The following is a 12,887-nucleotide window of genomic DNA, read 5'->3' on the forward strand; positions in this document are numbered from 1 at the left end:
CCATGCCCGATACCCAGCGCCCCATGGCGGTCACGCTGCAAGTTGTTTCCATCGTGTTGTTCACCTTCATTGGCTACCTGAACATCGGCATTCCCCTCGCCGTATTGCCAGGCTATGTCCACAGTGAACTGGGCTACGGCGCGGTGATTGCCGGCCTGGTGATCAGCGTGCAATACCTGGCCACCCTGCTGAGCCGCCCGTATGCGGGCAAAATCATCGATAACCTGGGCAGTAAGCGCGCTGTGCTGATCGGCCTGGTGGGCTGTGGCCTGAGCGGTGTGTTCATGCTGTTCGCGGCGTGGTTCTCAAGCCTGCCGGCCTTGAGCCTGGGCAGCTTGTTGATCGGCCGCCTGGTCCTTGGCAGCGCGGAAAGCCTGGTGGGCTCGGGCGCCATCGGTTGGGGCATCGGCCGAGTCGGTGCGGCGAATACCGCCAAGGTGATTTCCTGGAACGGTATCGCCAGCTACGGCGCGCTGGCCGTCGGCGCACCACTGGGCGTGTTGCTGGTGAGGCATTTCGGACTGTGGAGCATGGGGGTCAGCATTATCCTGCTGGCCATCGTCGGCCTGCTGCTGGCCTGGAACAAAGTCGCTGCACCGATTGTTGCCGGCGTACGCTTGCCCTTCATGAATGTGCTGGGCCGCGTATTGCCCCACGGCTGCGCCTTGGCGCTGGGTTCCATTGGCTTTGGCACCATCGCCACCTTCATCACCTTGTATTACACCACCCAGCATTGGGATAACGCGGTGTGGGCCCTGAGCCTGTTCGGCGCCAGCTTTATCGGTGCGCGGTTGTTGTTCGGCAACCTGATCAACCGGATCGGCGGTTTTCGCGTGGCGATTGCCTGCTTGTCAGTGGAGATCCTCGGCCTGCTGTTGCTGTGGCTGGCACCGGACGCAAACCTGGCCCTGGCCGGCGCGGCGTTGAGTGGGTTCGGCTTTTCCCTGGTGTTCCCGGCCTTGGGCGTCGAAGCCGTCAACCTGGTGCCAGCCTCCAGCCGCGGCTCGGCGGTGGGCGCCTACTCGCTATTTATCGATCTGTCACTGGGCATCACCGGACCACTCGCCGGGGCTGTGGCAGCCGGCTTCGGCTTTGCGTCGATCTTCCTGTTCGCCGCGCTTGCCGCCCTCGGTGGTCTGTTGCTGAGCGTGTACCTGTACCGCCAGGCACCCAAGGCCCGTGAGGCGCGTGGCGACTAGAAGTCGACCTTGCCGCGCCCGGCCTTGATACTGCCGCGCTTGGTCTTGGATTCGAGGCGGCGCTTTTTCGACCCCAGGGTCGGCTTGGTCGGGCGGCGTTTCTTCTCCACCTTGGTGGCGCTGAGGATCAATTCCACCAGACGCTCCAACGCATCCGCGCGGTTCTGCTCCTGAGTCCGGTATTGTTGGGCCTTGAGCACCAGCACGCCCTCGCTGGTGATACGACTGTCGCGCAGCGCCAGCAAGCGCTCCTTATAGAACTCCGGCAGCGACGACGCCGGGATGTCAAAACGCAGGTGCATCGCACTCGACACCTTGTTGACGTTCTGCCCACCCGCACCCTGGGCGCGAATGGCGGTCAGCTCAATCTCGGCATCGGGCAGGTGGACGTTGTTGGAAATCACCAGCATAGGCAGCGGGATCCTCTGTGGGGGCAACCAAGGATACGCGAATGCGCGCGGCCATTCCTGAAACAACAAACCCGGCACAAGGCCGGGTTTGGTTTATCTCACGCACGCCTCACTTCACTGCTGGAGCAGCCACCTCCAAGGCTCGCTGCGCAACGCGCTTGTTCTTGATGCCGTAACACACCCACATGAACGCCACCCACACCGGGATCGCGTACACCGACACCTGGATCCCCGGAATCATCAGCATGATCACCAGGATAAACACCACGAACGCCAGGCATACATAGTTGCCGTACGGGTACCAGAGCGCCTTGAACAACGGCACCTGGCCGGTACGGTTCATGTGTTGGCGGAACTTGAAGTGCGAGAAGCTGATCATCGCCCAGTTGATCACCAATGTGGCCACCACCAGGGACATCAGCAGTTCCAACGCGTGTTGCGGGATCAGGTAGTTCATCAACACGGCGACCAGGGTAATCGCCGCCGACGCGAGGATGGAACGCACTGGCACACCGCGCTTGTCGATCTTAGCCAGGGCCTTGGGCGCGTCGCCCTGCTCGGCCATGCCCAGCAGCATACGGCTGTTGCAGTAGGTGCCACTGTTGTACACCGACAGCGCCGCCGTCAGGACCACGAAGTTGAGGATATGCGCAGCGGTGTTGCTGCCCAGCATCGAGAACACTTGCACGAACGGGCTGCCGCTGTAGGCATCACCGGAGGCGTTGAGGGTGGTCAACAGGCTGTCCCATGGGGTCAGCGACAGCAGTACGACCAGAGCACCGATGTAGAAGATCAGGATGCGGTAGATCACCTGGTTGATCGCTTTTGGGATCACCGTGCGTGGCTGGTCCGCTTCAGCGGCGGTAAAGCCGAGCATTTCCAGGCCGCCGAAGGAGAACATGATGATCGCCATGGCCATCACCAGCCCGCCGACGCCATGGGGGAAGAAGCCGCCGTGTTCCCACAGGTTGGTCACCGAGGCCTGTGGCCCGCCGCTGCCGCTGACCAGCAGATAGCTGCCCAGGGCGATCATACCGACGATGGCCACCACCTTAATGATGGCGAACCAGAACTCTGCCTCACCGAAAACCTTGACGTTGGCCAGGTTGATCAGGTTGATCAGCACGAAGAAGGCTGCGGCCGAGACCCAGGTCGGAATCTCCGGCCACCAGTAGTGCACGTACTTGCCGACAGCCGTCAGCTCCGACATGCCCACCAGGATGTACAGGATCCAGCAGTTCCAGCCCGACAGGAAGCCGGCGAAACCGCCCCAGTACTTGTGGGCAAAGTGGCTGAAGGAACCGGCGACCGGCTCTTCGACGATCATTTCGCCGAGCTGGCGCATGATCATGAAGGCAATGAAGCCACAAATGGCATAGCCCAGGATCATCGACGGGCCGGCGGATTTGAGCACCCCGGCCGAGCCGAGGAACAAGCCGGTGCCGATGGCGCCACCCAGGGCGATCAACTGGATATGCCGGTTTTTCAGGCCGCGTTTCAGCTCGCCTGAAGAGGAAGGGGGAACACTCATGAAAAGGCTCTCACGCAAGGTTTGATGATGTTGAATGCAGGTTGCTGCCTTGAATTACCGACTTAAGCAGCGCCGCTCAAACCCCAGCGCAGGCACCAGGAGTACAGCGTCTTTCTAACGGTCATGCGTCACCTGTTTGTTTTTATCTGTGACGAAATCGAACCCGTCCGGCTCGTGGCCAGGCGGAGTGATCAGGGTGGATAAACCCCGAGGTCTTGGCCTTTTGCGTGGTTACGCAAGGGGGTCACAGTAAAACGCGGCGGATTGTACACCGCTCGCCAGCTTGAGGGCGCCCTCGAAAGAAGCGTGCGACGATCTGTCAGGTAATCCTTACAGGGCTGGTTCGACCAATAATGTCGCCATTTACTCGTAAATTAATCGTTACAGCACGGAAAATTAACGTTACAGCCATGATCTCGATAAAAATTGGCGGTAGGAAATCTCCGAAGGATTAGTCGCGCCAGCTCCCTGTATTTATTCAAGAAATAGCCCGCCCCAAAAAACAGAACAAAAAATCCAAATGAAACCGTGTCAATAAAAATTTTGCATTTTGAAACACTCTCTCCTAGGTTCTTCCCACTTGCCAGCGAAGCCCGTTGGCAAGCCGTTCTCAAACAACGTCCTCTAGGAGATACACCATGCAAGCACTGGAAAACGACCTGGAAACCGAACTGCAACTCGACGATTGGTTTGAAGCGCCGACCCATGAGGCCGCCGTTGAAATGATGCAAGCCGATGCCGTCGTGCCCTTCGGCACAGCGATGTGGCCATTCTAAAAACCGGCAGGCATTCGGCAGGTGCCGTGCACGGCACCTGCCCCCTTACCCAAGGCACAGAAGGAAGTACGTCATGGACAAGGCCCGCGCCGTCGAACACTTTCTCTACTACCTCGCGCACCATCCGGCCCTCAATGGCCTGAGCCGCCCCACCGTGCTGCTGGGCCATACCGAGCGCTACGACGCCATCGCCCAGGCGATCACCCACAGCAGCGCCGCCCGCTTCAACTTCCAGCTGCAGCGCCTGGAACTGGCCGCCAGCGACACCCTGACCGAGGCCATTGAAGCCTGCGACCTGTACCTGTTTCTCTACGATTCCTCGACCTTGCCCAACCCAAGCGCCGAAGGCCCGGACTTTATCCGCGCCCTGCAAGGCGTGATGGCTGAGCACTGGAAAAAGTCCCTGCTGTTCAAGGATTACGGCGACTACTTCTACGACACCTTCAGCGTCGAGCCCCAGCGCATTGCCGACCTCAATGCCACGCTGATCCGGCGCATGTCCCAGGCCACGGTGTTGAGCTTTACCGACAAGCACGGCTCACGCCTGGAAGCGCCGATGAGCAGTATCAAGAAGTGGACCAACATCAACGGCATCGGCAACCACGACCTGGCCCCCGGCGAGATCGCCACCCACAGCGAGGCCATCAATGGCCAGGTGCGGTTTGTCGGCACCTTTCTCAGCACCATCCCGTTCGCGCGCAAATATGGCGTGCTAGCGTCACCGCTGGAGCTGTGGATCGAGAACTCGACCATCTGCAGCGTGGCCAGTGACGTGCCGGGGCTGGCGGATGATTTCAATAAGTACCTGAACGCCAACCCGTCGAACCGGCGTGTCGAGGAGCTGGGGATTGGTACCAACGAAGGCGTGAAAGATCTGTATGCGCGCAATGCCGGGTTTGAGGAGCGCCATTGTGGGTTGCACCTGGGCCTGGGGGGCGGGCAGAAAGGCAGTCATCACCTGGATTTGATCTTTGCCAGCGGGGTGTTGGCGCTCGACGACAAGCCGGTGTTTGATGGCACCTTCGCGTTTTAGAAGGAGATCAGGATGACGAGGCCCCCTGTGGGAGCCGGGCTTGCCCGCGATGGCGGTGGATCAGTTGGCATATTTACCCAATGACCCACCGCCATCGCAGGCAAGCCAGCTCCCACAATTGACTGCATTTCAAATCTAGATCCAAAAAAAACGCCAACCCGTGGGTTGGCGTTTTTGTGCAGCTTTTAGCGCATCACTGCGGCTTCTTGCGACCAAAACCCGGACGCTGACCCGAACCGGCCGGGGCGCCACGGCGCTTGCCCGATGGCTCGTCCGCGACCAGTTTCGGGCCAGGGCGCTTGTTCGCCGCTGGCTTGGCTGGACGCTTAGTGCTGGCGTTGTCGGCCGGGCGATCGGCTTCACCACGGTTGCTGCGACCACCCGACGGAGCAGGACGCGGCGCACGTGGCGCGCGCTCGCCTTCCTGGCGCGACGGCGCGGTTGGGCGACGCTCACCTTCAATCTGCGGCTCACGGGAAATACGACCGCCGGTCGCCGGTGCATTCAGCGCCGGGCGCAGGGTGCGGGCAACCCGTTCGGTGCGAGCCACTGGGCGCGACGATTTACGCTGCATACGCTCAAGCTTGTCTTTGCTCTTGGCGTTCATCTGCGGCATAGCGACGGGCGTCAGGCCGACTTCGGCGCTGAGAATGTCGACTTCGTACTGGCTCATTTCGCGCCAGCGGCCCATCGGCAGGTCGGAGTTGAGGAACACCGGACCAAAACGCACGCGCTTCAGGCGGCTGACCACCAGACCCTGGGATTCCCACAGACGACGTACTTCACGGTTACGGCCTTCCATTACCACGCAGTGGTACCAGTGGTTGAAACCTTCACCACCGGGCGCTTGCTTGATGTCGGTGAACTTGGCCGGGCCGTCTTCCAGCACCACGCCAGCCTTCAGGCGCTCGATCATCTCATCATCGACTTCACCGCGTACCCGCACGGCGTACTCGCGGTCCATCTCGTAGGACGGGTGCATCAAGCGGTTGGCCAGCTCACCGTCAGTGGTGAACATCAGCAAGCCGGTGGTGTTGATGTCCAGACGACCGATGTTGATCCAACGGCCTTCTTTGGGCTTGGGCATCTTGTCGAACACGGTCGGACGGCCTTCCGGGTCGTCACGGGTGCAGATTTCGCCGTCCGGTTTGTTGTACATGATCACGCGGCGCACCGATTCGGCGGCCTCTTCACGCTTGATGACCTTGCCATCAATGGTGATTGCATCGTGCAGGTCGACGCGCTGGCCGAGGGTGGCCTCGACGCCGTTGACCTTGATGCGCTTCTGGGTGATCCAGGCTTCGACGTCGCGGCGCGAGCCCACGCCGATACGCGCCAGCACCTTCTGCAGTTTTTCGCCTGCTGGGCCGATTTCCTGGCTGTCGTTCTGGTCTTTGTCGTTCATCTTAAGCACCTCCCGGTGGGTCGATTCAGGCGTGGCCTGAAGAGTGTTGAAAGCGGGGCTTTGGCCGAATAGCTCGGCAAAGGGTCGCGAATCATACGCGCATGGTGCGCGTTGCGCATCAGAGACTAGTCGATAAGGCCGTAATCATTTGCTTTTCCGCCGACCGGTGGCGCCCAGGGCTAACAATCGGAGTTCGGCTTCAGCCAGAACCGTGCGTTTATCGGCTTTGTCGAGTTTCTTCCAGGCGCGGATCTCGCGCTTGCTGCGGCCGCAGCCGACGCAGATGTCATCGCTGAATTTGCAGATGCTGATGCACGGGTCTTTGGTGGAGCTCATGGTTTCTCCCAGACAATGGAGATCAAATGTGGGAGCGGGCTTGCCCGCGAATGCGGCGTATTGCGTCAGTCTTCGAACTGCCGGCGCTCGGCTTCGATGGCTTCGGCCAGGGCCCGGGCTTCGTCTTCTTCGTCGCTCAAAGGCGGTTGTTCGAGAGCGGCGACGGCGGCGAGGAGTTTTTCGCGGGCCTCAGCAACGCCAAGGATGTCTTCCTCTGGCTCAGGTTCTGCTTCGACTTCAGGCTCAGCCTCAACGTTCGATTGAGTTTCAGGTTCGGCGACGCCGTCACGCAGCAGGTCATCGAAGTCAGTCTTGATGCCCTGCTCCATGTCGTCCAATTCCAGCAACAACGTATGGAAACTGGTCTCGTCCTTCGGCTCTTCCGGTTCGGCGCTGGCGTCGGCCAATTCCTGCAGGCTCGCGGGGACCGGCGCGTCGTCGAAATCGAGCACCGGCTCGGCTTCCATCTCGCGCAGTTCGGCCAGCGGCGGCAGGTCGTCGAGGTTTTTCAGGTTGAAATGGTCGAGAAACACCTTGGTGGTGGCGAACATCGCCGGTTTGCCGGGCACGTCGCGGTAGCCGACGATGCGGATCCACTCGCGCTCCAGCAAGGTCTTGACGATATGGCTGTTGACCGCCACGCCCCGCACATCCTCGATCTCGCCCCGGGTGATCGGCTGGCGATAGGCGATCAGCGCCATGGTCTCCAGCATCGCCCGCGAATAACGTTGCGGACGTTCTTCCCACAAACGGCCGACCCAGGGGGAAAACTTCTCACGAATCTGCAGGCGGTAACCCGACGCCACTTCGCGCAATTCAAAGGCGCGGCCATCGCAGGACTTGCGCAGGATCTCCAACGCCTTCTTGAACACCGGCGGCTCAGGGCGCTCGGCTTCTTCAAAGAGCTCGAACAGGCGTTCCAAAGATTGCGGTTTGCCAGAAGCCAGGAGAAACGCCTCCAGCAGCGGCGCCAGTTCGCGGGGTTCAGTCAGATTCATCGATTCAGCTCTTTATTCGGCTCGCGCCCGCACGTGGATAGCCGCAAAAGGCTCATTCTGGACCAGCTCGACCAACGATTCCTTGACCAATTCAAGGATCGCCATAAAGGTCACCACCACCCCCAGGCGCCCCTCTTCAGCGGTGAACAGCTCGACAAAGGGCACGAAACCGCCGCCCTTGAGGCGTTCCAGCACATCACTCATGCGCTCGCGGGTCGACAACGCCTCGCGGCTGACCTGGTGGCTTTCAAACATATCGCCACGGCGCAGCACCTCGGCCATGGACATCAGCAATTCTTCCAGGCTCACGTCCGGCAGCAACTTGCGCGCGCGGGCTTCAGGCGCGTCGAGTTTCGGCACTACGACGTCGCGGCCCACGCGGCTCAAGCCGTCGATGCCTTCGGCGGCGGCCTTGAAGCGTTCGTACTCTTGCAAGCGGCGGATCAGTTCGGCGCGCGGGTCGTCTTCTTCGGCTTCGACCGTCTCCGAGCGCGGCAGCAGCATGCGCGACTTGATCTCGGCGAGCATGGCGGCCATCACCAGGTACTCGGCAGCCAGCTCCAGGCGCACCGACTGCATCAACTCGACATAGCCCATGTACTGGCGGGTGATTTCCGCCACCGGAATGTCGAGGATGTTGATGTTCTGTTTACGAATCAGGTACAGCAGCAAGTCCAGCGGGCCCTCGAACGCTTCAAGGAAGACTTCCAGCGCGTCCGGCGGAATGTACAGATCCAGGGGCATTTCCATGACCGCCTGGCCATACACCATGGCAAACGGCAGTTCCTGCTGGGCGTCCGCCTGGGGATCAACGGTTTCCACGGCTGACATTCAGGCCTCGACCATGAACGGGGCCGGGTCGCCGCAACCCACGCGGATCACCTCGGGTTCGCCGTCGGCCAGGTTGATCACGGTGGAGGCTTTGTTGCCGCCGTAACCGCCGTCGATGATCAGGTCGACATGCTTTTCCAGCAGGCGGCGCATTTCGTAAGGGTCGTACAACGGCTCATCTTCGCCCGGCATGATCAGCGACACGCTCATCAAAGGCTCACCCAGTTCTTCGAGCAGCGCCAGGGCGATGGGATGTTCCGGTACCCGCAGGCCGATGGTGCGCTTCTTGGGGTGCAACAGCAGGCGCGGCACTTCGCGGGTGGCGTTGAGAATAAAGGTGTAGGGCCCCGGCGTGTGCGCCTTGAGCAGGCGGAAAGTGCCGGTATCGACTTTGGCGAACAGCCCAAGCTGGGACAGATCGCTGCAGATCAGCGCAAAGTTGTGCTTGTCGTCCAACTGGCGCAGGCGTCTTACACGCTCCACCGCGCCCTTGTCGCCGATCTGGCAACCGATGGCGTAGGACGAATCAGTCGGGTAGATCACCACGCCGCCGGCGCGAATGATCTCGACGGCCTGTTTGATCAGGCGCGCCTGGGGGTTTTCCGGATGAATCTGGAAGAATTGACTCACGTGTTCTACCTGTTCAGACGGTGGCAGTAATGGGGTCATGCTTGAATCGCCCCGACAAGAGCGGCAGGTCTTCGGGTACCTGGCGATACTCGCCGATTTCGGACCACCCACCTGGACCATGAAAATCACTGCCGGCACTGACCAGCAGACCAAATTCGCGGGCAAGAATCGCCAGGCTGCCAACCTGTTCGGCGGGTTGATGCCCGTTGACCACTTCGATCGCGTGCCCGCCCGCTCCAATATAGTCGCTGATCAGCTTGCGGCGCTTGCTGCGGGTGAAATCGTAATGCCAAGGATGGGCCAGGCTCACCCAGGCGCCGGAGGCACGCAGAGTCCCGACCGTGTCTTCCAGGGTCGGCCAGTGTTGCTTCACATCGCCCAACTTGCCGGCGCCCAGCCACTTGCGAAAGGCTTCGGCGCGATCTTTGACAAACCCTTCACGCACCATCCAGTCGGCAAAGTGCGGCCGGGCCGGTGCATTGCCGCTGTCGCCCAGTTCCTGCTGGATGGCGCGGGCGCCATCCAGGGCGTTGGGCATGCCTTTGAGGCTGAGCTTGCGACTTATTTCTTCGGACCGCAGCCAGCGGCCATCGTGCAAATCGGCGATGGCCTGCACCAGCGGCGGGGCCTGTTGATCGAAACCGTAGCCGAGCACATGAATGGTGGCGCCGCCCCAGGTGCAGGACAATTCCACGCCGTTGACCAGCTGCATGCCTAGGCTGTGGGCCGCGACCCGGGCTTCGTCGAGGCCTTCGAGGGTGTCGTGGTCGGTCAACGCCAGGACTCGCACGCCTTTTTCAAACGCACGCGCAACCAGTACCGCGGGCGCCAGGGCGCCGTCGGAGGCCGTGCTGTGGCAGTGCAAATCAACATTCACGGGGATGTGTAACCTCAAGTCAGCTGGCGCTTTCGCTACCAAGGATGTTTGTTATTATGCCGCCACATCCAGCTTCTGGCTCTTACTGTGAAACAATTCATCGACTTCATCCCGCTGTTGCTGTTTTTCATCGTTACCAAACTCGACCCCAGGGTCATCGATATCGCCGGTCACCCGGTGTCGTTCGGGGGCATCTACAGCGCCACCGCCGTCCTGATCATCAGCTCTATCGTCGTCTATGGCGCTATCTTCATCTCCCAGCGCAAGCTGGAAAAAAGCCAATGGCTCACCCTCATCGCCTGCCTGGTATTCGGCGGACTGACCCTGGCCTTCCACAGCGAAACCTTCCTCAAATGGAAAGCGCCAGTGGTGAACTGGCTGTTCGCGCTGGTGTTTACCGGCAGCCACTTCATTGGTGATCGCCTGCTGATCAAGCGAATCATGGGCCATGCGCTGACCCTGCCGGAGCCGGTGTGGACACGCTTGAACGTGGCCTGGATCGTGTTCTTCTTGTTCTGCGGCGCCGCCAACCTGTTCGTGGCCTTTACCTTCCAGGATTACTGGGTCGACTTCAAAGTGTTCGGCAGCCTGGCCATGACCGTGTTGTTCCTGGTAGGCCAGGGTATCTACCTGTCGCGCCACCTGCATGACGTTGCCCCTACCACGCCTAAAACCGAGGACTGACATGCTCTACGCAATCATTGCCACCGACGTGGCCAACTCGCTGGAAAAACGCCTGAGCGTACGCCCGGCCCATGTCGAGCGCCTCAAGCAGCTGCAGGCCGAAGGCCGTATCGTGCTGGCCGGCCCGCACCCCGCGGTAGACAGCAACGACCCAGGCGATGCGGGTTTCACCGGGAGCCTGATCGTTGCCGAGTTCGCCTCCCTGGCCGATGCCCAGGCGTGGGCCAAGGCTGATCCTTATGTCGCCGCCGGCGTTTACGCTGACGTCGTGATCAAGCCGTTCAAGCAAGTCCTGCCTTGATAACGGCCGCGCCGAACCTTATCGGTTCGGCGTACGCCTAATGGCTCATTATTCTCGGTAACCTGCCGACAACGTTCTGAATATTCGTGTGGAATCAGGAGTTCCGATGCGCTTACGTCAGTTGTGTCTGTTGGCAGTGGTAATGATCGGGGCTTCGGCCCACGCTGAAGAAACCTCGAACACCGGCAGTTCCACGCCCCTGTCCTTGAGTGTCGGCGCCCAGATCACCGAGTTGCAGCAACGTTTGAAAGAAAGCGAACGCCAGCGTGAAGAACTGAGCAAGCAACTGCAAAGCGCAGATGCTGCCCGCGAAAGCGCCCAATTGAGTCGCCTTCGCCAAGAGAACCAACGCCTGGCCCAGCAACTCAAAGAGACACAGGGCGGCGCCTTGACCCGCTGGCTGACCGAGCAACAGCAATGGTTCGTCACCGGCGGGGCCGTCGCACTGATCGCCCTGCTGTGCGGGATCTTCGCCAGTGGTGGGCACCGTCGCCGTCGACAATGGCTAAATTGAGTGAGTCATGAGCGAGCTGTTACTGATAGATGATGACCAGGAGCTCTGCGAGCTGCTGACCAGTTGGTTGAGCCAGGAAGGCTTCCAGGTGCGTGCCTGCCATGACGGCTTGAGCGCCCGCAAAGCCTTGGCCGACAGTGCCCCGGCTGCGGTGGTGCTCGACGTGATGCTGCCTGACGGCAGTGGCCTTGAGTTGCTCAAGCAATTGCGCAACGACCACCCGGAACTGCCGGTGCTGATGCTCTCGGCCCGTGGCGAACCGCTGGACCGCATCCTCGGCCTCGAACTGGGCGCCGACGATTACCTGGCCAAGCCCTGCGACCCACGCGAGCTGACCGCCCGCTTGCGTGCCGTATTGCGCCGCAGCCATCCGGCTGCCGTGTCGACCCAGCTGGAATTGGGCGACCTGTGCTTCAGCCCGGTGCGCGGCGTGGTCAGCATCGACGAGCAGGAGTTTGCCCTGACTGTTTCCGAAAGCCGCCTGCTGGAAGCCCTGCTGCGCCAGCCCGGCGAACCGCTGGACAAGCAGGAACTGGCGCAGATCGCCCTGGGCCGCAAGCTGACCCTCTACGATCGCAGCCTGGATATGCACGTCAGCAACCTACGCAAAAAGATCGGCCCACACCCGGACGGCCGGCCACGGATCGTGGCATTGCGTAGCCGGGGCTACTATTACAGCCTCTGAAATCGGGAGCCCCTGGGCTCCTGGTTTTGTCAGCTCCCCCCCAATCGTCTTTACCCAAGCTTTACCCACACCTGACCGCCGCTGACCTTGATCTCCGTAATCTACTCACATCCGGACTCACCGGAATAGAGACAGGAGAATCACCATGCGCAAGACCCTTATCGCTTTGATGTTCGCCGCTGCCCTGCCCACCGTTGCCATGGCGGCAATGCCTGACGGCCCAGGCCCGATGGGCGCCCCGGAAGGCCACATGATGGGTGGCCCGGGCCACGGCGGTGAACACGGTCCGCGTGGCAAAGGCGGCCCTTTCAGCCGACTGGACCTGAGCAAGGAACAGCGCCAGCAGATCGGCAAGTTGATGGGCGACCAATGGCACGCTCGCAAAGACCTGACCAAGAAGTACTTGGACAAACTGCCAGCCGCTGACCAGAAAGCCATGCAGGACGAAATCGCCGCCGGCAAGCAGAAAACCCAGGCGGACATCCGTGCGGTCCTCAAGCCTGACCAGCAGAAGAAGTTCGACGAGATCGTCAAGCAGCAGGAACAGCGTCGCGCCGAATGGAAGGAATTCCAGGCCTGGAAAGCGCAACAGCCGCAAAAAGCGCAATAATGCACCCGCATTAACACTCCCAGCCCAGTGGCCCTCGCCACTGGGCTTTTCCTGTTTGAGGGTTTCC

The 12,887-nt window shown here is 60.9% G+C and carries 16 protein-coding genes; 8 read left to right on the forward strand and 8 right to left on the reverse strand.

What is annotated here, in order from left to right; all coding sequences use genetic code 11:
• Window positions 1-2: 2 nt before the first annotated feature.
• Window positions 3-1,199 carry an MFS transporter gene (locus EJ576_RS15660; protein WP_122728535.1) on the forward strand — a complete coding sequence of 399 codons (1,197 nt, stop codon included), beginning with the start codon at window positions 3-5 and terminating at the stop codon, window positions 1,197-1,199.
• Here the strand turns inward: EJ576_RS15660 and arfB are convergent.
• Together arfB and EJ576_RS15670 are read right to left on the reverse strand one after the other, a co-directional pair.
• Window positions 1,196-1,609, reverse strand: a complete 414-nt coding sequence (gene arfB / locus EJ576_RS15665; RefSeq protein WP_122728537.1) for an alternative ribosome rescue aminoacyl-tRNA hydrolase ArfB — start codon at window positions 1,607-1,609, stop codon at window positions 1,196-1,198. The genes EJ576_RS15660 and arfB overlap by 4 nt on opposite strands.
• Before the next feature lie 109 nt (window positions 1,610-1,718).
• Window positions 1,719-3,140 (reverse strand): amino acid permease, encoded by a 1,422-nt coding sequence (locus EJ576_RS15670; protein ID WP_095017415.1) that lies wholly within the window; start codon window positions 3,138-3,140, stop codon window positions 1,719-1,721.
• 638 nt (window positions 3,141-3,778) lie between these two features.
• On the opposite strand from EJ576_RS15670, the gene EJ576_RS29790 reads away from it, so the two are divergent.
• A complete protein-coding gene (locus EJ576_RS29790) occupies window positions 3,779-3,916 on the forward strand; it encodes a hypothetical protein (protein WP_003175756.1) in 138 nt (45 codons plus the stop codon).
• Between the two features lie 73 nt (window positions 3,917-3,989).
• Window positions 3,990-4,949, forward strand: coding sequence for a leucyl aminopeptidase (locus EJ576_RS15675; RefSeq protein ID WP_122728541.1), 960 nt, complete (start codon window positions 3,990-3,992; stop codon window positions 4,947-4,949).
• A 193-nt stretch (window positions 4,950-5,142) separates the two neighbouring features.
• On the opposite strand, the gene rluB is transcribed toward EJ576_RS15675, so the two are convergent.
• The 6 genes from rluB to EJ576_RS15705 form a co-directional block, all read right to left on the reverse strand.
• Window positions 5,143-6,354, reverse strand: coding sequence for a 23S rRNA pseudouridine(2605) synthase RluB (rluB, locus tag EJ576_RS15680; protein ID WP_025858414.1), 1,212 nt, complete (start codon window positions 6,352-6,354; stop codon window positions 5,143-5,145).
• A gap of 144 nt (window positions 6,355-6,498) precedes the next feature.
• Window positions 6,499-6,690, reverse strand: a complete 192-nt coding sequence (locus tag EJ576_RS15685; RefSeq protein WP_025858413.1) for a DUF1289 domain-containing protein — start codon at window positions 6,688-6,690, stop codon at window positions 6,499-6,501.
• A gap of 65 nt (window positions 6,691-6,755) precedes the next feature.
• The gene (gene scpB / locus EJ576_RS15690) at window positions 6,756-7,688 is read right to left on the reverse strand and encodes an SMC-Scp complex subunit ScpB (protein ID WP_122728543.1); all 933 of its coding nucleotides are present in this window, start codon (window positions 7,686-7,688) and stop codon (window positions 6,756-6,758) included.
• A 12-nt stretch (window positions 7,689-7,700) separates the two neighbouring features.
• On the reverse strand, window positions 7,701-8,399 hold the full coding sequence (locus EJ576_RS15695) for a ScpA family protein (RefSeq protein WP_164365898.1): 699 nt from the start codon (window positions 8,397-8,399) through the stop codon (window positions 7,701-7,703).
• Window positions 8,400-8,519: 120 nt separating this feature from the next.
• Window positions 8,520-9,149, reverse strand: a complete 630-nt coding sequence (locus EJ576_RS15700) for an L-threonylcarbamoyladenylate synthase (RefSeq protein ID WP_016975422.1) — start codon at window positions 9,147-9,149, stop codon at window positions 8,520-8,522.
• Window positions 9,150-9,162: 13 nt separating this feature from the next.
• Window positions 9,163-10,026: a PHP domain-containing protein gene (locus tag EJ576_RS15705; protein ID WP_028617721.1), complete on the reverse strand. Its 864-nt coding sequence runs from the start codon at window positions 10,024-10,026 to the stop codon at window positions 9,163-9,165.
• An 87-nt stretch (window positions 10,027-10,113) separates the two neighbouring features.
• Here EJ576_RS15705 and EJ576_RS15710 point away from each other — a divergent pair, with 87 nt between their 5' ends.
• The 5 genes from EJ576_RS15710 to EJ576_RS15730 all read left to right on the forward strand — a co-directional run bounded on the left by EJ576_RS15710 (window position 10,114) and on the right by EJ576_RS15730 (window position 12,820).
• Window positions 10,114-10,710, forward strand: a complete 597-nt coding sequence (locus EJ576_RS15710; RefSeq protein WP_016975424.1) for a septation protein A — start codon at window positions 10,114-10,116, stop codon at window positions 10,708-10,710.
• 1 nt (window position 10,711) lies between these two features.
• A complete protein-coding gene (locus EJ576_RS15715; protein WP_015885584.1) occupies window positions 10,712-11,011 on the forward strand; it encodes a YciI family protein in 300 nt (99 codons plus the stop codon).
• A 106-nt stretch (window positions 11,012-11,117) separates the two neighbouring features.
• Window positions 11,118-11,525 carry a translation initiation factor 2 gene (locus tag EJ576_RS15720; RefSeq protein WP_028617723.1) on the forward strand — a complete coding sequence of 136 codons (408 nt, stop codon included), beginning with the start codon at window positions 11,118-11,120 and terminating at the stop codon, window positions 11,523-11,525.
• A gap of 7 nt (window positions 11,526-11,532) precedes the next feature.
• Entirely contained in the window at window positions 11,533-12,210 is a 678-nt protein-coding gene (locus EJ576_RS15725; RefSeq protein WP_003193803.1) for a response regulator transcription factor, read from the forward strand.
• Window positions 12,211-12,355: 145 nt separating this feature from the next.
• Window positions 12,356-12,820: an LTXXQ domain protein gene (locus EJ576_RS15730; protein WP_126570678.1), complete on the forward strand. Its 465-nt coding sequence runs from the start codon at window positions 12,356-12,358 to the stop codon at window positions 12,818-12,820.
• Window positions 12,821-12,887: the final 67 nt, after the last annotated feature.

It is taken from the genome of Pseudomonas sp. C 49-2 (genome assembly GCF_003970195.1).
GTDB classification, from domain to species: domain Bacteria; phylum Pseudomonadota; class Gammaproteobacteria; order Pseudomonadales; family Pseudomonadaceae; genus Aquipseudomonas; species Aquipseudomonas canadensis.

Excerpts from the sequence above, each read along its gene's own strand:
- EJ576_RS15725 (WP_003193803.1), top strand. The coding sequence starts at position 11,533 with ATGAGCGAGCTGTTACTGATAGATGATGACCAGGAGCTCTGCGAGCTG.
- EJ576_RS15715 (WP_015885584.1), top strand. The coding sequence starts at position 10,712 with ATGCTCTACGCAATCATTGCCACCGACGTGGCCAACTCGCTGGAAAAA.
- rluB (WP_025858414.1), bottom strand. The coding sequence starts at position 6,354 with ATGAACGACAAAGACCAGAACGACAGCCAGGAAATCGGCCCAGCAGGC.
- EJ576_RS29790 (WP_003175756.1), top strand. The coding sequence starts at position 3,779 with ATGCAAGCACTGGAAAACGACCTGGAAACCGAACTGCAACTCGACGAT.
- EJ576_RS15675 (WP_122728541.1), top strand. The coding sequence starts at position 3,990 with ATGGACAAGGCCCGCGCCGTCGAACACTTTCTCTACTACCTCGCGCAC.
- arfB (WP_122728537.1), bottom strand. The coding sequence starts at position 1,609 with ATGCTGGTGATTTCCAACAACGTCCACCTGCCCGATGCCGAGATTGAG.
- EJ576_RS15670 (WP_095017415.1), bottom strand. The coding sequence starts at position 3,140 with ATGAGTGTTCCCCCTTCCTCTTCAGGCGAGCTGAAACGCGGCCTGAAA.
- scpB (WP_122728543.1), bottom strand. The coding sequence starts at position 7,688 with ATGAATCTGACTGAACCCCGCGAACTGGCGCCGCTGCTGGAGGCGTTT.
- EJ576_RS15720 (WP_028617723.1), top strand. The coding sequence starts at position 11,118 with ATGCGCTTACGTCAGTTGTGTCTGTTGGCAGTGGTAATGATCGGGGCT.
- EJ576_RS15685 (WP_025858413.1), bottom strand. The coding sequence starts at position 6,690 with ATGAGCTCCACCAAAGACCCGTGCATCAGCATCTGCAAATTCAGCGAT.
- EJ576_RS15660 (WP_122728535.1), top strand. The coding sequence starts at position 3 with ATGCCCGATACCCAGCGCCCCATGGCGGTCACGCTGCAAGTTGTTTCC.
- EJ576_RS15730 (WP_126570678.1), top strand. The coding sequence starts at position 12,356 with ATGCGCAAGACCCTTATCGCTTTGATGTTCGCCGCTGCCCTGCCCACC.